Origin of the sequence: Citrobacter braakii, assembly GCF_009648935.1 — a bacterium.
In the GTDB taxonomy this organism is placed as follows: domain Bacteria; phylum Pseudomonadota; class Gammaproteobacteria; order Enterobacterales; family Enterobacteriaceae; genus Citrobacter; species Citrobacter braakii.
The window spans coordinates 825,579-843,553 of sequence record NZ_CP045771.1; the positions used below are offsets into that span (position 1 = coordinate 825,579).

Consider the following 17,975-nt stretch of genomic DNA (forward strand, 5'->3'; position numbering starts at 1 on the left):
ACAATGACCAAGTACACCCTGAAAGATATCACCCGAGCTTCCGGCGGGTTTGCCATGCTGGCGGTCGATCAGCGCGAAGCCATGCGCTTAATGTTTGCCGCCGCGGGTGCAAAATCCCCGGTCAATGACAGCGTGCTGACCGATTTCAAAGTCAATGCGGCGAAGATCCTTTCCCCCTATGCCTCCGCCATTCTGGTCGATCAGCAGTTCTGCTACCGCCAGGTTGTAGAGCAAAACGCGGTCGCCAAAAACTGCGCCATGATTGTGGCCGCTGATGAGTTCATTCCGGGTAACGGTATTCCGGTCGATAGCGTGGTGATTGATAAAAAAATCGACCCGCAGACCGTGAAGCAAGATGGTGCCAAGGCCCTCAAACTGCTGGTGCTGTGGCGTAGCGATGAAGATGCCCAACAACGTCTTGATATGGTGGGAGAATTCAATGAACTGTGCCATTCCAATGGCCTGCTGAGCATCATCGAGCCGGTTGTTCGCCCACCACGTCGTGGCGATAAGTTCGATCGTGAACAAGCCATTATCGATGCCGCGAAAGAACTGGGTGATAGCGGTGCCGATCTCTACAAGGTCGAAATGCCTCTGTACGGCAAAGGAACCCAACAAGAGCTGCTTAGCGCCTCTCAGCGCCTGAATGAAAACATCAACATGCCGTGGGTCATTCTCTCCTCCGGTGTGGATGAAAAACTGTTCCCACGCGCGGTCAGCGTAGCAATGACCGCTGGCGCATCCGGCTTCCTGGCCGGACGTGCGGTCTGGTCATCCGTGGTTGGCCTGCCGGATACCGAACTGATGCTGCGTGATGTTTCCGCACCTAAGTTGCAGCGTCTGGGCGATATCGTCGATGAAATGATGGCCCGGCGCTAAGAGGATCTCAGAATGAAATGGTTTAACACCCTAAGCCACAACCGCTGGCTGGAGCAGGAAACAGATCGCATCTTTAACTTTGGTAAGAACGCTGCGGTACCTACCGGATTTGGCTGGCTGGGAAACAGTGGTCAGGTCAGAGCAGATATGGGGACACATCTGTGGATCACCGCCCGCATGCTGCACGTTTACTCCGTTGCCGCGTCAATGGGTCGGCCTGGCACATACCAACTGGTCGATCACGGCATTAAAGCGCTGAACGGTGCGCTACGCGACACACGCTACGGCGGTTGGTACGCCTGCGTAAATGACGAAGGCGTGATGGACGCCTCCAAGCAGGGTTATCAGCATTTCTTCGTCTTGCTCGGCGCGGCAAGCGCGGTCACTACCGGTCATCCACAGGCCAGACAATTGTTGGATGATGCCATCGAGGTGATTGAAAAGTACTTCTGGAGCGAAGACGAGCAGATGTGCCTGGAGTCCTGGGACGAAGCCTTCAGCCAGACGGAAGATTACCGTGGCGGTAACGCCAACATGCACGCGGTCGAGGCTTTCCTGATCGTTTATGACGTTACCCATGACCGTAAATGGCTCGATCGCGCACTGCGAATTGCTTCGGTGATTATTCACGACGTGGCCCGCAGCGGGGAGTATCGCGTCAACGAGCACTTCGATTCACAGTGGAACCCAATCCGCGATTACAACAAGGATAACCCTGCTCACCGTTTCCGCGCATACGGCGGCACGCCGGGCCACTGGATCGAATGGGGCCGTCTGATGCTGCATCTGCATGCCGCGTTGGAAGCCCGCTTCGAAACGCCTCCCGCCTGGCTGCTGGAAGATGCCAAAGGCTTGTTCCACGCCACCATCCGTGATGCCTGGGCACCGGACGGTGCGGATGGTTTTGTCTATTCGGTGGACTGGGACGGTAAACCAATCGTTCGCGAAAGAGTGCGTTGGCCGATAGTCGAAGCCATGGGTACCGCCTATGCCTTGTATACCCTCACCGGCGACAGCCAGTACGAAGCCTGGTACCAGAAGTGGTGGGATTACTGCATCACCTATCTGATGGACTACGAGACCGGTTCATGGTGGCAGGAGTTGGACACCGATAACAAAGTGACCACCAAAGTCTGGGACGGTAAGCAGGACATTTATCACCTGCTGCACTGCCTGGTAATCCCGCGTCTACCGCTGGCTCCGGGCCTTGCTCCGGCGGTTGCTGCCGGTCTTCTGGATATCAACGCCAAATAAGTCACAAGGATAGCAGCCATGCATAGTGGTGGAAAAACCATTCATCTTCAGGCCGGACACTACCAGGCGAAAATCGTCACGGTTGGCGCTGGGCTAGCAGAATTGATGCATCGTGGGCGTCACATCGTTATTCCACATAAGCCGGAAGAGATGCCGCAGGCGCATTTAGGAAAAGTGTTAGTCCCATGGCCAAACCGCGTTGCAGACGGCTGCTATCAACATAACGGCAAGACCTTCCAGCTTGCCGTTAACGACCCTATTTCGCATACCGCCATTCATGGGCTGTTGGCCTGGCGGGACTGGCAGATTAACCAGCAGTCGGCATCGGAAGTGTCGCTGATGATTTTTCTGCCGCCCTCTTATGGTTATCCCTTTGCGCTGGTTTCAGAGGTGATTTACCGACTCGGGGCAGACTGTGGATTGCACGTGTTTATTCGTACACAGAATGTGGGAGATGAAATCGCACCGTATGGTGCGGGAGCACATCCTTACTTGACCTGCAATCTACACCCCATCGATGGCTGTGAATTAACGCTTCCGGCGAGTGAAGAAACATGTGGTGAACGGGATTTCACCACGCCGCGACTCATTGCGCAGACCACTATCGATCATACGTTCAGGACGTTGCCACCTGATGCAGAGTGGGAAGTCAGGATAACCAGTCAATCGCAAAACATGTCCACCTTTTTACGCAGCCACCAGCCCTGGCTGCAGATATATACCGGCGAGAAATTAGCAAGGCGCGGCCTGGCAGTTGAACCGATGACCTGCCCGCCAGACGCCTTTAACTCCGGAATTAGCCTGATTCATCTCGCGCCCGGAGAAGCGCATCAGATGCATTTTTTAATCGGCAGTGAATAACAGTTTTCCGACAAATTACCGAATTACCCTATTTTTACGGAGACGATAATGAATTCGCTACAACAACGGTCAACCGCTTTAGAACTAACGACGTTACAGAATGGCTTTACGCTGACATACCACCAGCGCCTGATTTTACGTCACAGCACAGAAACCCCCTGCCTGTGGATCGGCGCTGGCGTTGCCGATATTGATATGTTCCGCGGCAACTTCAGCATTAAAGACAAACTCAATGAGAAGATTGCCCTGACCGACGCCACGGTCAACGAGTCGCCTGACGGCTGGCAGGTGCATTTCAGTCGCGGTAACACCATCAACGCCACGCTGCACATCTCCACCGATGAACAGGGTCGCCTGAAGCTGGATCTGCACAACGATGACCTCAGCCATAACCGCGTCTGGCTGCGTCTGGCTGCCAACCCGGACGATCATATTTACGGCTGCGGTGAACAGTTCTCTTATTTCGACTTACGCGGTAAGCCGTTCCCACTGTGGACCAGCGAACAGGGCGTGGGCCGTAACAAAAATAGCTATGTCACCTGGCAGGCAGACTGCAAAGAAAATGCCGGTGGTGACTACTACTGGACCTTTTTCCCGCAGCCGACCTTCGTCAGCACGCAGAAGTACTACTGCCACGTTGATAACAGCTGCTATATGAATTTCGACTTCAGCGCGCCGGAGTATCACGAACTGGCATTGTGGGAGGACAAAACCACCCTACGATTTGAATGCGCTGACACCTACATCTCTTTACTGGAAAAACTGACCGCGCTGTTAGGACGCCAGCCGGAGCTGCCGGACTGGATCTACGATGGCGTCACGCTCGGTATTCAAGGCGGTACTGAGGTTTGCCAGAACAAACTGGACACCATGCGTAACGCAGGCGTGAAAGTAAACGGCATCTGGGCGCAGGACTGGTCCGGGATCCGCATGACCTCCTTTGGCAAACGCGTGATGTGGAACTGGAAGTGGAACAGCGACAACTATCCTCAGTTGGATAGCCGTATTAAGCAGTGGAAAGAAGAAGGTGTGCAATTCCTCTCCTACATCAACCCGTACGTCGCCAGCGATAAAGATCTCTGCGCCGAAGCGGCTGCGCACGGTTATCTGGCGAAAGATGCCTCTGGCGCTGACTATCTGGTTGAGTTTGGCGAGTTTTACGGCGGCGTGGTGGACCTGACCAACCCTGAAGCCTACGCCTGGTTCAAAGAAGTCATCAAAAAGAACATGATTGAGCTGGGATGCGGCGGTTGGATGGCCGACTTTGGCGAATACCTGCCAACCGACACTTACCTGCACAATGGCATTAGCGCTGAAATTATGCATAACGCCTGGCCTGCGCTGTGGGCGAAATGTAACTACGAAGCGTTACAGGAGACTGGCAAGCTCGGCGAGATCCTGTTCTTTATGCGTGCGGGTTACACCGGCAGCCAGAAATACTCCACCATGATGTGGGCAGGCGATCAGAACGTTGACTGGAGCCTTGACGACGGTCTGGCTTCCGTCGTTCCTGCAGCGCTGTCACTGGCGATGAGCGGTCATGGTCTGCACCACAGCGATATCGGCGGCTACACCACCCTATTTGAAATGAAACGCAGCAAAGAGCTGCTGCTGCGCTGGTGTGACTTTAGCGCCTTCACGCCGATGATGCGCACCCACGAAGGTAACCGCCCTGGCGATAACTGGCAGTTTGATGGTGATGCTGAAACCATCGCCCACTTTGCTCGTATGACCACCGTCTTTACCACCCTTAAACCGTATCTGAAACAGGCGGTCGCGCAAAACAGCGCCACCGGTCTGCCGGTGATGCGTCCGCTATTCCTACATTACGAAGACGATGCGCGGACCTACACCCTGAAATATCAGTACCTGCTGGGACAGGATGTGTTGGTTGCGCCGGTTCACGAACAAGGCCAGCAAAACTGGACTCTGTATCTGCCGGAGGATAGCTGGGTCAACATCTGGACCGGGGAAACTTACCAGGGCGGTGAAATTACCGTGGATGCGCCTATTGGCAAGCCTCCGGTGTTTTATCGCGCGAAGAGTGAATGGGCGTCACTGTTTGCCACTTTACGCAACATCTAATGCGGCTCGCCCGCGGGGAAACTCGCGGGCACATGGAGAATAATAATGAGTCAGACTTCCTCTAATCCGGCAACCCTACGCTTGCCGTTCAAAGAAAAACTCGCCTATGGGATGGGTGATTTAGGCTCCAATATCCTGCTGGATATTGGTACGCTCTATTTACTCAAGTTTTATACCGATGTCCTTGGTTTACCAGGAACTTATGGCGGTATCATTTTCCTCATCGCCAAGTTTTTTACCGCGTTTACCGATATGGGCACCGGGATTATGCTTGATTCCCGCCGCAAAATCGGCCCGAAGGGAAAATTCCGTCCGTTCGTTCTTTATGCCGCATTTCCGGTTACCTTGCTGGCGATTGCAAACTTTGTCGGTACACCGTTTGAAGTAACCGGTAAAACGGTCATGGCAACGGTGCTGTTTATGCTGTACGGATTGTTTTTCAGCATGATGAACTGCTCTTATGGTGCGATGGTTCCCGCGATTACGAAAAATCCTGACGAACGCGCGTCGCTTGCCGCCTGGCGGCAAGGTGGCGCAACCCTTGGTCTGTTGCTGTGTACCGTCGGTTTTGTTCCCGTAATGAACCTAATCGAAGGCAACTCGCAGCTGGGTTATATCTTCGCCGCCACGTTGTTTTCTCTGTTTGGCCTGCTGTTTATGTGGCTCTGCTATGCCGGGGTAAAAGAACGTTACGTGGAAGTGAAACCCGTTGATGCCGCGCAAAAACCGGGATTGCTGCAATCCTTTCGCGCCATCGCCGGTAACCGCCCGCTGTTTATTCTGTGCATTGCCAACCTTTGCACGCTTGGCGCGTTTAACGTCAAGCTGGCGATTCAGGTCTACTACACCCAGTACGTTCTTAATGACCCGATCCTCCTTTCCTGGATGGGCTTTTTTAGCATGGGTTGTATCTTCATCGGCGTCTTCTTGATGCCTGGCATGGTCAGACGTTTCGGCAAGAAAAAAGTCTACATCGGCGGTTTGCTGATTTGGGTGGCGGGCGATCTGCTTAACTACTTCTTTGGCGGCGGCTCCGTCAGTTTTGTCGCGTTCTCTTGTCTGGCGTTCTTCGGCTCGGCATTCGTCAACAGCCTGAACTGGGCGCTGGTCTCCGATACCGTGGAATATGGCGAATGGCGTACCGGCGTACGCTCTGAAGGTACGGTATACACCGGTTTCACCTTCTTCCGTAAAGTGTCACAAGCGCTGGCAGGATTCTTCCCGGGATGGATGCTGACGCAAATCGGCTACGTCCCCAATGTGGTGCAATCTGCAAGTACGGTCGAAGGATTGCGTCAGTTGATCTTTATTTATCCCTGCGCCTTGGCGGTGATCACCATTGTAGCTATGGGCTGTTTCTATAACCTTAACGAGAAGATGTATGTCCGCATCGTTGAAGAGATAGAAGCGCGTAAACAACCCGTTTGATAATAATAATGAATAGCGCTCTACGGGGCGCTATTGAGGAGCGATTATGTCTTTTCATGATCCGCTAACGCTAAAACTGAGCCTGCGTGAAAAATTCGCCTACGGAGTGGGTGACTTCGGCTCAAATTTGATGCTGTGTATCGGCACGCTGTATCTGCTTAAATTTTATACCGATGAACTAGGGATGCCGGCGTATTACGGTGGGATTATCTTTTTGGTGGCGAAGTTCTTCACCGCTTTCACTGATATGTTGACCGGTGTGTTGCTGGACTCAAGGCGTAATATTGGCGCAAAAGGGAAATTCAGGCCCTTTATTTTGTATGCATCATTTCCTGTTGCTGTCGTTGCCAGCGCGCAGTTTTTAGCGACAGATTTTACGCTAACGGTGAAAACCGGGCTGGCGACAGTGTTGTTTATGCTGTTCGGGCTGTTCTATAGCCTGATGAACTGCTCCTACGGCGCGATGGTGCCCGCGATCACGAAAAACCCGCATGAACGAGCTCAGCTCGCCGCCTGGCGTCAGGGCGGCGCTACCGTAGGCCTGTTACTGTGTACTGTTGGCTTTATGCCTATTCAGGCGCTATTTGTTAGTTCACCTTCGCTGGGTTATCTGATTGCCGCACTGATCTTCTCCGTCTGCGGACTGTTCAGCATGTGGTGGTGCTTTAGCGGTGTGAAGGAATGCTATATCGAAATCGTGCCGGATCACCATAAGCCCAGCATTCTCAAGTCGTTCTGCGCCATTTTCCGTAACCCTCCACTGCTGGTGCTGTGTGTCGCCAATCTGTGCACGTTGGCGGCATTCAACATCAAGCTGGCGATCCAGGTGTATTACACCCAGTACGTGCTCAACGATATTCATCTGCTGTCGTGGATGGGTTTCTTCAGCATGGGATGCATTCTGGTTGGGGTACTGCTGGTTCCCACAGCTGTAAAACGCTTCGGTAAAAAGCAGGTTTACCTCGGTGGCCTGGCGCTATGGGCTATCGGTGATGTGCTGAACTTTTTCTGGGGCAGTACGTCATTTTTATTCGTCACGTTCTCTTGCATGGCCTTCTTCGGAACCGCTTTTGTTAACAGTCTAAACTGGGCACTGGTTCCGGATACGGTCGATTATGGCGAATGGAAAACGGGGATCCGTGCAGAAGGTTCGGTGTATACGGGTTATACCTTTTCTCGCAAAATTTCTGCTGCGCTCGCAGGCTTCCTACCGGGCATCATGCTGACGCAAATCGGTTATATCCCCAACATAGTCCAGAGTGATGCCACACTGCTCGGTTTACGTCAGCTTATTTTCCTCTGGCCTTGCGGACTTGCAATTATTGCAGCACTCACGATGGGCTTCTTTTATAAGCTCAACGAAACTCGTTTTGCTTTTATTATTGAGGAAATCAGCCAACGGAAGAAAAACAACATCCAACCGGACCCTATTACTAATAAAAAGAACACCTCTGCTGTAAACGTATAAAAATAATTGCCGCCTATTCCATCCCAATGGATGGCGGCCTCCCTACGCGTAAAAAATGGATTTATCATGAAAAAATTAACGACAATAATTCTCTTATCCTCTGTGGTATCAACCTCTGCTTTCGCTGGAGCCTATGTAGAAAACCGCGAAGCATATAACCTGGCCTCCGACCAAATGGAGGTCATGCTGCGTGTTGGCTATAACTCCGATATGGGCGCAGGTATCATGCTCACGAATACCTACACTATGCAGCGCAAGGATGAGTTAAAACACGGCTATAACGAAATAGAGGGTTGGTACCCGTTATTTAAACCGACAGATAAATTAACAATCCAGCCTGGAGGGTTAATAAACGATAAGAGTATTGGCTCAGGTGGTGCTGTTTATCTGGATGTTAACTATAAATTTACTCCGTGGTTTAATCTTACCGTGCGTAATCGATATAACCATAATAACTACAGTTCAACCGACCTAAACGGTGAGCTGGATAATAATGATACCTATGAAATAGGCAACTACTGGAACTTTACCATTACCGATAAATTTTCCTATACCTTTGAACCGCACTATTTTATGCGAGTCAATGACTTCAATAGCAGCAACGGAAAAGATCATCACTGGGAAATTACCAATACCTTTAAGTATCGTATCAATGAGCACTGGTTACCCTACCTTGAATTACGCTGGTTAGATCGCAATGTTGAACCCTATCATCGCGAACAAAACCAGATTCGTGTTGGGGCAAAGTATTTCTTCTAATTCCTGATGATAAAAAAAGCCGCTGAAATCAGCGGCTTTTTTATGCTTACCTGAGAAAGAGCGTTAATTACTCTTCTTTCGCGCCACGCATTGCACGGCGACGATCGTTTTCAGTCAGGTGACGCTTACGGATACGGATAGAGGTTGGGGTAACTTCTACCAGTTCGTCGTCATCGATGAATTCCAGAGCCTGCTCCAGAGTCATCTTAACCGGCGGAACCAGAACCGTTGCTTCGTCAGTACCGGACGCACGCATGTTAGTCAGTTTCTTACCGGTCAGGCAGTTTACAGTCAGGTCGTTAGAGCGGCTGTGAATACCGATGATCTGGCCTTCGTAAACTTCAGCACCGTGACCCAGGAACAGCTTACCGCGGTCCTGCAGGCTGAACAGTGCGAACGCAACTGCTTTACCCTGGCCATTGGAGATCAGTACGCCGTTCTGACGCTGACCCACATCACCCGCACGAACATCGTCGTAGTGGCTGAAGGTGGAGTACAGCAGACCGGTACCGGAAGTCATGGTCATGAATTCTGAACGGAAGCCGATCAGACCACGGCTTGGGATCACGTAGTCAAGACGTACGCGGCCTTTGCCATCTGGATTCATGTTTTTCAGGTCGCCTTTACGCTCACCCAGAGCCTGCATGACAGAACCCTGATGCTGCTCTTCTACGTCCAGCGTTACGTTTTCGAACGGCTCTTGTTTACGGCCGTCGATTTCGCGGAAGATTACTTTCGGACGGGAAACCGCCATTTCGAAACCTTCACGACGCATGTTCTCGATCAGAACAGACAGGTGCAGCTCACCACGACCGGATACACGGAACGCATCCGCATCTTCGGTTTCTTCGACGCGCAGCGCAACGTTGTGCACCAGCTCTTTGTTCAGGCGGTCAAGGATCTGACGAGAGGTAACATATTTACCTTCTTTACCACAGAACGGGGAGGTGTTTACGCAGAAGAACATGGTTACGGTCGGTTCATCAACGGACAGAGCCGGCAGCGCTTCGACGTTCTGCGGGTCGCAGATGGTGTCGGAGATGTTCAGTTCGCCTAAACCGGTGATCGCGATGATATCGCCCGCTTCGGCAATATCACTCTCGATACGTTCCAGACCCAGATGGGTCAGAACTTTACCGACTTTACCGTTACGGGTTTTGCCTTCGCTATCAATGATAGTGATCTGCTGGTTCGGTTTAACTTTACCGCGTTTGATACGGCCGATGCCGATTACGCCAACGTAGTTGTTGTAGTCCAGCTGAGAGATTTGCATCTGCAGCGGGCCATCAAGGTCTACGCTTGGAGCCGGAACACGATCAACGATGGTCTGATACAGCGGAGTCATGTCTTCAGCCATATCTTCGTGATCCAGACCTGCGATACCGTTCAGCGCGGAAGCGTAAACGATCGGGAAGTCCAGCTGCTCGTCGGTAGCGTCGAGGTTAACGAACAGGTCAAATACCTGATCAACAACCCAGTCAGGACGCGCGCCAGGGCGGTCAACTTTGTTGATAACAACAATTGGCTTCAGGCCATGGGCAAAGGCTTTTTTGGTCACGAAGCGCGTCTGCGGCATCGGACCATCCATTGCATCCACCACCAGCAGCACGGAGTCGACCATGGACATTACACGTTCAACTTCACCACCGAAGTCGGCGTGCCCTGGGGTATCAACGATGTTGATACGGTAGTCATTCCATTTGATAGCGGTGTTTTTAGCGAGGATGGTAATCCCACGCTCTTTCTCCAAATCGTTGGAGTCCATCACGCGCTCTTGGGTTTCAGCACGTGCATCGAACGTACCGGATTGTTGGAGCAGCTTGTCTACCAGGGTCGTTTTACCATGGTCTACGTGCGCGATGATGGCGATGTTACGCAAATTTTCGATCACAACTTTGCCTCAGGCATTTTAGAAATAGCGCGTTATTGTACACGGATTAATCGCAGTACAAAACAGGATCACAAACATCCTCCGCAAACAAGTATTGCAGAGTTTCTTTGTGATCACATTCACGGAGCGTTAAAAGGGGTAATCTGACATGCTTTGCACCAATATGGTGCTTAATGTTCACATTAAAGCACTATAATGGTGCAATACAACCTTCATGGTGCAGCCCCTTTGCACGATAGTGCGCATGATAACGCCTTTTAGGGGCAATTTAAAAGTTGGCACAGATTTCGCTTTATATTTTTTACGGCGACACGGCCAATTTTTTGCAGAATTGAAGACTTCGTTACCACGACGACCATGACCAATCCGGGAGAGTAAGTATGTCCGCTGAACACGTTTTGACGATGCTGAACGAACACGAAGTGAAGTTTGTTGATTTACGCTTCACTGATACCAAAGGTAAAGAACAGCACGTCACTATTCCTGCTCATCAGGTAAATGCCGAATTCTTTGAAGAAGGCAAAATGTTTGACGGCTCCTCAATCGGTGGCTGGAAAGGCATTAACGAATCAGACATGGTTCTGATGCCAGATGCGTCTACTGCACTCATCGACCCGTTCTATGAAGAGTCCACCCTGATCATCCGTTGCGATATCCTGGAACCAGGTACGCTGCAGGGCTACGACCGCGACCCGCGCTCCATCGCTAAACGCGCTGAAGAGTATCTGCGTTCTACCGGCATCGCAGACACCGTTCTGTTCGGGCCTGAGCCAGAGTTCTTCCTGTTTGACGACATCCGTTTCGGCGCGTCCATTTCCGGTTCCCACGTGGCTATCGATGACATCGAAGGCGCATGGAACTCTTCCACCAAATACGAAGGTGGTAACAAAGGTCACCGTCCTGGCGTGAAAGGCGGTTACTTCCCAGTTCCTCCGGTAGATTCTTCTCAGGACATCCGTTCTACCATGTGTCTGATCATGGAAGAAATGGGCCTGGTTGTTGAAGCGCATCACCACGAAGTGGCGACCGCAGGTCAGAACGAAATCGCGACCCGCTTTAACACCATGACCAAAAAAGCGGACGAAATTCAGATCTACAAATATGTGGTTCACAACGTCGCTCACCGTTTCGGTAAGACCGCGACCTTTATGCCAAAACCTATGTTTGGCGATAACGGTTCCGGTATGCACTGCCACATGTCCCTGTCCAAGAACGGCGTAAACCTGTTCTCTGGCGACAAATATGCGGGTCTGTCTGAGCAGGCGCTGTTCTACATCGGCGGCGTAATCAAACACGCTAAAGCGATCAACGCCCTGGCTAACCCAACCACCAACTCTTACAAGCGTCTGGTCCCAGGCTACGAAGCGCCGGTAATGCTGGCTTACTCTGCCCGTAACCGTTCTGCTTCTATCCGTATTCCGGTAGTGGCTTCTCCGAAAGCGCGTCGTATCGAAGTGCGTTTCCCGGACCCGGCTGCTAACCCGTACCTGTGCTTCGCAGCACTGCTGATGGCTGGCCTTGACGGTATTAAGAACAAGATCCACCCAGGCGAAGCCATGGACAAAAACCTGTACGACCTGCCGCCGGAAGAAGCGAAAGAGATCCCACAGGTTGCTGGTTCTCTGGAAGAAGCACTGAAAGAACTGGATCTGGACCGTGAGTTCCTGACTGCAGGCGGCGTGTTCACCAATGAAGCGATCGATGCGTACATTACGCTGCGTCGCGAAGAAGATGACCGCGTGCGTATGACTCCGCACCCGGTAGAGTTTGAGCTGTACTACAGCGTTTAATTAGTACCAATACTCCGTAGATTTCTTGTTGCGACCCACGCGGCTGTAGCAAGAAAAATATAGAGTCTTTAAGTTGCCGTGGAACTTTTAGCCCATCCCAGGATGGGCTTTTTTCTCCACTAACAACCTGCTTCCTCGCGCTTTTTTGATGTAAAAAGCTATAATGCACTAAATTGGTGCAACACTTTTCAGGAGACTGCTGAATGGCAACCGGCACGCTGCCCGATGCTGGGCAGATCCTCAATTCTTTAATCAACAGCATCTTACTCGTCGACGATGAGCTGGCGGTACATTACGCCAACCCGGCGGCACAACAGCTGCTCGCCCAAAGCTCCCGCAAACTGTTTGGTACCCCACTTCCCGATCTGTTGAGTTATTTCTCCTTAAACATCGGGCTGATGCGAGAGAGCCTGGAAGCAGGCCAGGGCTTTACGGATAACGAAGTGACGCTGGTGATAGATAGCCACTCACACATCCTCTCTGTGACCGCTCAGAGGCTGCCTGATGGCCTTATCCTGCTGGAGATGGCGCCAATGGATAACCAGCGCCGTCTGAGCCAGGAACAGCTCCAGCACGCCCAGCAGATTGCTGCCCGCGATCTGGTGCGCGGCCTGGCGCACGAAATTAAAAATCCGCTGGGTGGATTACGCGGCGCGGCGCAACTACTCAGTAAAGCGCTTCCGGACCCGGCGCTGACCGAATATACCAAAGTCATTATTGAGCAGGCCGACCGCCTGCGTAATCTGGTCGACCGTCTACTGGGACCACAACAGCCGGGAATGCACGTCACAGAAAGTATCCACAAAGTGGCGGAGCGCGTGGTGGCGCTGGTCTCGATGGAGCTGCCGGAAAACGTCACGCTGATTCGTGATTACGACCCGAGTCTGCCTGAATTACTGCACGACCCGGACCAGATCGAGCAGGTTTTGCTGAACATCGTGCGCAATGCTTTACAGGCGCTGGGACCGGAAGGCGGCGAGATTATTCTGCGTACCCGCACCGCGTTTCAGCTCACGCTGCACGGTATGCGTTATCGTCTGGCGGCGCGGATTGATGTTGAGGATAACGGCCCGGGAATTCCCTCGCATTTGCAGGACACGCTGTTCTACCCAATGGTCAGCGGTCGCGAAGGCGGTACCGGCCTTGGATTATCCATCGCCCGTAATTTGATTGATCAACATTCCGGCAAAATTGAATTTACCAGTTGGCCGGGTCATACCGAGTTCTCGGTTTACCTGCCTATCAGGAAATAAAGGTGACGTTTATGCAACGAGGAATAGTCTGGGTAGTTGATGACGATAGTTCCATCCGTTGGGTGCTTGAACGTGCGCTCGCAGGGGCAGGACTAAGCTGCACTACATTTGAGAGTGGTAAAGAGGTACTGGACGCGCTGGCCAGCAAAACGCCAGACGTACTGCTGTCGGATATCCGTATGCCGGGCATGGACGGCCTGACGCTGTTAAAACAGATCAAACAGCGGCATCCGATGCTTCCGGTCATCATAATGACCGCACACTCCGATCTGGATGCTGCCGTCAGCGCCTACCAGCAAGGGGCGTTTGATTATCTGCCCAAACCTTTTGATATTGATGAAGCCGTGGCGCTGGTCGAACGCGCCATCAGCCATTATCAGGAACAGCAGCAGCCGCGTAATATTCAAATCAACGGCCCAACAACCGACATCATCGGCGAAGCACCGGCAATGCAAGACGTCTTTCGCATTATTGGTCGCCTGTCCCGTTCTTCAATCAGCGTATTGATTAACGGAGAGTCCGGGACCGGTAAAGAGCTGGTCGCCCATGCGTTGCACCGTCATAGTCCGCGCGTCAAAGCACCGTTTATCGCGCTGAACATGGCTGCTATTCCGAAAGATTTGATCGAGTCTGAGCTGTTTGGCCATGAAAAAGGGGCGTTTACCGGGGCGAATACGATTCGTCAGGGGCGCTTTGAACAGGCAGACGGCGGCACGCTGTTCCTCGATGAAATTGGCGATATGCCGCTGGACGTGCAGACACGTTTATTGCGCGTATTAGCCGATGGACAGTTTTACCGCGTTGGCGGTTATGCGCCTGTGAAGGTGGACGTACGTATTATCGCCGCCACGCACCAGAACCTGGAACTGCGGGTGCAGGAAGGCAAATTCCGTGAGGACTTATTCCATCGCCTGAACGTCATCCGGGTGCATCTGCCGCCACTGCGCGAACGTCGGGAAGATATCCCACGCCTGGCGCGTCATTTCCTGCAGGAGGCCGCCCGCGAACTGGGAGTAGAAGCCAAGCAATTACACACTGAAACCGAGGCGGCGCTCACCCGTCTGTCATGGCCGGGAAACGTGCGTCAGCTTGAGAATACCTGTCGCTGGTTAACCGTAATGGCCGCCGGACAGGAAGTACTCATTCAGGACTTACCGACCGAACTGTTTGAAACCACCGTGCCTGACGCACCGTCCCATATGCAGCCAGACAGCTGGGCAACCCTGTTGGCACAGTGGGCGGATCGGGCATTACGTTCCGGTCATCAAAACCTGCTTTCAGAGGCTCAACCGGAGATGGAGCGCACGCTGCTGACCACCGCGCTACGTCATACCCAGGGGCATAAACAGGAAGCGGCACGGCTGCTCGGTTGGGGCCGTAATACCTTGACGCGAAAGTTAAAAGAACTCGGAATGGAGTGACGATCGGTCACTGTGTAAAGATTGATAATTGAGCGCAAATTGCTGCTATTTTGCGCTTTACTGTTCCGATGAGTTAAGTATGATCGTGCCCGGCAAACGGGGGGAAGTCATCATGCTGGAATCAATGATAAATCTGCTATCGAGCGGTGCGGTTGAAAGCCATACGCCACAAACTGCGGTTGCCGCCGTGCTGTGTGCGGCGCTGGTTGGGCTGTTCAGCTAGCGGGTTTGTCGGGTGGCGCTTCGCTTACCCGACCTACGTATTGAGATTTCGTAGGCCCGGTAAGCGAAGCGCCACCGGGCAACCCGGCTAAATAACGCGCGAGAACTGCTGCAAACGCGCTTTTTGGCGCAGATATGCATCGAAGCACATGCAAATATTACGAATCAGCAGACGCCCCTTCGGCGTAACCTGAATCCCCTCCTCATCCACATCCACCAGCCCATCTTTCGCCAGCGGCGCCAGCAGTTTCAGGTCTTCGGCAAAATAGTCAGCGAAGTTCAGATCCCATTGTTGTTCCACGGCGGCATAGTCGAGGCGGAAATTGCAGATCAGGAGCTTAATAACATCCCGACGAATGCAGTCGTCGCGGGTCAGGGCAATTCCGCGCCACAGCGCATTCCCCTGCTCGTCTACCTGCTGGTAATAGTGCTTCAGCTCTTTCTGATTCTGCGCGTAGTTGTCGCCAATCATACTGATGGCCGATACGCCCATCCCCAGCAGATCGGTATCCCCCTGGGTGGTATAGCCCTGGAAATTGCGATGCAAAACGCCCTCGCGTTGAGCAATGGCCAGTTCGTCATCCGGGCGGGCAAAGTGATCCATGCCAATGAACTGATAGCCAGTTTCGGTCAGTGAAGAGATGGTCTCCTGCAGGATATCCAGCTTCTGCTGCGCGCTGGGCAGGTCGGCATCTTTAATCTTGCGCTGGGCAGCAAACAGCGTCGGCAGGTGCGCGTAGTTAAAGACGCTCAGACGGTCTGGATTCAGCTCAGCCACGCGTTTCAGGGTAAAGGCGAAGCTCTCTGGCGTCTGTTTTGGCAGGCCATAAATCAGATCGATATTCGTTGAGGTAAAGCCAATCTCCCGCGCATGATTCAGCAGCTTAAAGATAAACTCTTCATCCTGCTCACGGTTCACCAGGCGCTGAACTTCTTTGTTGAAGTCCTGCACTCCCATGCTCAAACGGTTAAAACCTTCAGCGCGTAAATGATCAAGGACATCCAGCTCGATTTCACGCGGATCCACTTCGATCGAGATTTCGGCATCGTCGTTAAAGTTGAAATTGCCACGCAGCAGTGACATCAAACGGCTGATTTGCGCTTTATTCAGATACGTTGGCGTGCCGCCGCCCCAGTGCAGCTGGCTGACATGGCGTCCGGCGAACAGCGGTGCGCGATGGATAATTTCTTGTTCCAGGGCATCGAGATATTGATCTGCTTTATGCTGCTGGCGAGTCACAATCTTGTTGCAGCCACAGAAGTAGCACAGTTTGTGGCAGAACGGGATGTGAACGTACAGCGAGAGCGGACGCTCAGGATAACGCGCCACGGCCTTTAGAAATGCTTCTGTGCCGTAGTCTTCAGAAAACTCCAGCGCGGTCGGGTACGAGGTATATCGTGGCCCGGAATAGTTATATTTCTGGATCAGGGCCAGGTCCCAGTCTATTAACTGCTCTGACATGCTCACTCCTTCCGATGGCGTCTCTGGCGGGTACGGCGTACCGGCTTAACCCCAGTGCGGGTGATAAGCCGGTTGCGCAGCCACTTCTGTCGCCGCGACAACCGCTGTAGTTTAACGAATAACCACACCAGATAACATATAACCGGAAGGGTTATAAGCAGGACGGGAAGACCCACGGTGTAAAACCGTTAGTTGCCGCCTTTCAGCAGACGCATCATGTCTTCCTGCTTTTCTTCCTCTTCCTCTTCTTCCTCGTCATCGTAAGAAAGACCCAGCTTTTGCATCAGCTCATCGATGCGGTCCAGCTTGGCATCAACCCAGGTCTGATCTTCCGCGCTCAGGGTTTCTCCTGCTTCAAGACGCTCCAGCAGCGCATCCAGGCGCTCATCCGTTTCCAGTAAATCCAACTCAGCCTGTGGTGAAAGCATAGGTTTCTCACTCTTCGGTTTGTGCTGTTTGGTGACTTTTTCGGTCACGCCCAATGGAATGGGGTTTTTGCTGCCAATACGAGGATCTTTTTGCTTATTTTGGTTTCCGCCACCAGATGCACCTTCGCTACCGGACGCACGGCTACCCGCCGCATGACCACGGTGTTTTTTCTGGCGCTTACGGTCGCGAGCTTCCTGATTAATTTCTTCGCGTGTTTTACGACGCGCTTTTGCAGGACCTTTACCGCGTGGTGTAGAAGTTGGTTTCATCATGATTCGTCTTTGGCTGTTTTATTCAGTATATAATTGCGCCGGAATCTAGCAGAAATAAAGAAAAAAGGCGACAGAGTAATCTGTCGCCTTTTTTCCTGACTCTCAACCCTTACGGGCTCTACAATCCTTGTTGGCTATCAACACACCCTGTTTTTCCCTTAGCCTGAAACATTCCGTGTTGTTTCCATTTCCTTTTACTAACGTCTCCAGACGTTTGTCTCCCTGACAATCCTGTGTCTTCGCCTCCTGGCGCTCCTGACCCTCATCCTGAGTCGACTATCCTGTCAGCTTCCTCGCTATGGGCGCTACTTTACCGCTTTGGTTTAAACGTACAAGTAACCTGGGTAACAATTTCGGACTTTAAGAATAGTGCCTTATCTTAACTATATGATTTATTTTAGTTACGTCATTTTTTACTCTGTCATCTCGTATAGAAACTATCGGCAATGTCTCACAAAGTGCGAGGTTTTTACTTACATAGCCTACGCGTCGAAAAACCAG

14 protein-coding genes and 1 pseudogene are annotated in these 17,975 nt (G+C 52.2%); 11 read left to right on the forward strand and 4 right to left on the reverse strand.

Features of this window, described 5'->3' with window-relative positions; all coding sequences use genetic code 11:
* The first annotated feature begins 3 nt into the window (after positions 1-3).
* From yihT to ompL, 7 genes are all read left to right on the forward strand, one after another.
* Positions 4-879: a sulfofructosephosphate aldolase gene (yihT, locus tag GFC06_RS03775; RefSeq protein ID WP_016155170.1), complete on the forward strand. Its 876-nt coding sequence runs from the start codon at positions 4-6 to the stop codon at positions 877-879.
* A gap of 12 nt (positions 880-891) precedes the next feature.
* Positions 892-2,133 (forward strand): sulfoquinovose isomerase, encoded by a 1,242-nt coding sequence (yihS, locus tag GFC06_RS03780; protein WP_153689848.1) that lies wholly within the window; start codon positions 892-894, stop codon positions 2,131-2,133.
* Between the two features lie 18 nt (positions 2,134-2,151).
* Positions 2,152-2,994, forward strand: a complete 843-nt coding sequence (locus GFC06_RS03785) for an aldose-1-epimerase (RefSeq protein ID WP_047497486.1) — start codon at positions 2,152-2,154, stop codon at positions 2,992-2,994.
* Between the two features lie 48 nt (positions 2,995-3,042).
* Positions 3,043-5,079 carry an alpha-glucosidase gene (locus GFC06_RS03790; RefSeq protein WP_047497483.1) on the forward strand — a complete coding sequence of 679 codons (2,037 nt, stop codon included), beginning with the start codon at positions 3,043-3,045 and terminating at the stop codon, positions 5,077-5,079.
* 45 nt (positions 5,080-5,124) lie between these two features.
* Entirely contained in the window at positions 5,125-6,507 is a 1,383-nt protein-coding gene (locus GFC06_RS03795; RefSeq protein ID WP_016155166.1) for an MFS transporter, read from the forward strand.
* Between the two features lie 46 nt (positions 6,508-6,553).
* Positions 6,554-7,975 carry an MFS transporter gene (locus GFC06_RS03800; protein ID WP_153689849.1) on the forward strand — a complete coding sequence of 474 codons (1,422 nt, stop codon included), beginning with the start codon at positions 6,554-6,556 and terminating at the stop codon, positions 7,973-7,975.
* Positions 7,976-8,041: 66 nt separating this feature from the next.
* Entirely contained in the window at positions 8,042-8,734 is a 693-nt protein-coding gene (gene ompL / locus GFC06_RS03805) for a porin OmpL (RefSeq protein ID WP_019077945.1), read from the forward strand.
* 67 nt (positions 8,735-8,801) lie between these two features.
* Here ompL and typA read toward each other — a convergent pair whose 3' ends face one another.
* Positions 8,802-10,625 carry a ribosome-dependent GTPase TypA gene (gene typA / locus GFC06_RS03810; RefSeq protein WP_008786988.1) on the reverse strand — a complete coding sequence of 608 codons (1,824 nt, stop codon included), beginning with the start codon at positions 10,623-10,625 and terminating at the stop codon, positions 8,802-8,804.
* A gap of 380 nt (positions 10,626-11,005) precedes the next feature.
* Between typA and glnA the strand changes: the two genes are divergently transcribed.
* The 4 genes from glnA (at position 11,006) to GFC06_RS03830 (ending at position 15,312) form a co-directional block, all read left to right on the forward strand.
* On the forward strand, positions 11,006-12,415 hold the full coding sequence (gene glnA / locus GFC06_RS03815; RefSeq protein ID WP_003028638.1) for a glutamate--ammonia ligase: 1,410 nt from the start codon (positions 11,006-11,008) through the stop codon (positions 12,413-12,415).
* Positions 12,416-12,618: 203 nt separating this feature from the next.
* Positions 12,619-13,668 (forward strand): nitrogen regulation protein NR(II), encoded by a 1,050-nt coding sequence (glnL, locus tag GFC06_RS03820; RefSeq protein WP_016155163.1) that lies wholly within the window; start codon positions 12,619-12,621, stop codon positions 13,666-13,668.
* 11 nt (positions 13,669-13,679) lie between these two features.
* Complete coding sequence (gene glnG / locus GFC06_RS03825; protein ID WP_047357802.1) at positions 13,680-15,089, forward strand: nitrogen regulation protein NR(I); 1,410 nt, start codon at positions 13,680-13,682, stop codon at positions 15,087-15,089.
* A 112-nt stretch (positions 15,090-15,201) separates the two neighbouring features.
* Positions 15,202-15,312, forward strand: a complete 111-nt coding sequence (locus GFC06_RS03830) for a YshB family small membrane protein (RefSeq protein ID WP_003028631.1) — start codon at positions 15,202-15,204, stop codon at positions 15,310-15,312.
* Between the two features lie 87 nt (positions 15,313-15,399).
* Here the strand turns inward: GFC06_RS03830 and hemN are convergent, their stop codons facing one another.
* The 3 genes and pseudogenes from hemN to GFC06_RS03845 all read right to left on the reverse strand — a co-directional run bounded on the left by hemN (position 15,400) and on the right by GFC06_RS03845 (position 17,825).
* The gene (hemN, locus tag GFC06_RS03835) at positions 15,400-16,773 is read right to left on the reverse strand and encodes an oxygen-independent coproporphyrinogen III oxidase (protein WP_153689850.1); all 1,374 of its coding nucleotides are present in this window, start codon (positions 16,771-16,773) and stop codon (positions 15,400-15,402) included.
* Between the two features lie 188 nt (positions 16,774-16,961).
* The gene (yihI, locus tag GFC06_RS03840; RefSeq protein WP_019077947.1) at positions 16,962-17,471 is read right to left on the reverse strand and encodes a Der GTPase-activating protein YihI; all 510 of its coding nucleotides are present in this window, start codon (positions 17,469-17,471) and stop codon (positions 16,962-16,964) included.
* 105 nt (positions 17,472-17,576) lie between these two features.
* Positions 17,577-17,825: pseudogene (locus tag GFC06_RS03845) on the reverse strand (hypothetical protein).
* Between the last annotated feature and the right edge of the window lie 150 nt (positions 17,826-17,975).

Excerpts from the sequence above, each read along its gene's own strand:
- GFC06_RS03785 (WP_047497486.1), top strand. The coding sequence starts at position 2,152 with ATGCATAGTGGTGGAAAAACCATTCATCTTCAGGCCGGACACTACCAG.
- glnG (WP_047357802.1), top strand. The coding sequence starts at position 13,680 with ATGCAACGAGGAATAGTCTGGGTAGTTGATGACGATAGTTCCATCCGT.
- GFC06_RS03795 (WP_016155166.1), top strand. The coding sequence starts at position 5,125 with ATGAGTCAGACTTCCTCTAATCCGGCAACCCTACGCTTGCCGTTCAAA.
- ompL (WP_019077945.1), top strand. The coding sequence starts at position 8,042 with ATGAAAAAATTAACGACAATAATTCTCTTATCCTCTGTGGTATCAACC.
- glnA (WP_003028638.1), top strand. The coding sequence starts at position 11,006 with ATGTCCGCTGAACACGTTTTGACGATGCTGAACGAACACGAAGTGAAG.
- yihI (WP_019077947.1), bottom strand. The coding sequence starts at position 17,471 with ATGAAACCAACTTCTACACCACGCGGTAAAGGTCCTGCAAAAGCGCGT.
- GFC06_RS03790 (WP_047497483.1), top strand. The coding sequence starts at position 3,043 with ATGAATTCGCTACAACAACGGTCAACCGCTTTAGAACTAACGACGTTA.
- yihS (WP_153689848.1), top strand. The coding sequence starts at position 892 with ATGAAATGGTTTAACACCCTAAGCCACAACCGCTGGCTGGAGCAGGAA.
- hemN (WP_153689850.1), bottom strand. The coding sequence starts at position 16,773 with ATGTCAGAGCAGTTAATAGACTGGGACCTGGCCCTGATCCAGAAATAT.
- glnL (WP_016155163.1), top strand. The coding sequence starts at position 12,619 with ATGGCAACCGGCACGCTGCCCGATGCTGGGCAGATCCTCAATTCTTTA.
- GFC06_RS03800 (WP_153689849.1), top strand. The coding sequence starts at position 6,554 with ATGTCTTTTCATGATCCGCTAACGCTAAAACTGAGCCTGCGTGAAAAA.
- GFC06_RS03830 (WP_003028631.1), top strand. The coding sequence starts at position 15,202 with ATGCTGGAATCAATGATAAATCTGCTATCGAGCGGTGCGGTTGAAAGC.
- yihT (WP_016155170.1), top strand. The coding sequence starts at position 4 with ATGACCAAGTACACCCTGAAAGATATCACCCGAGCTTCCGGCGGGTTT.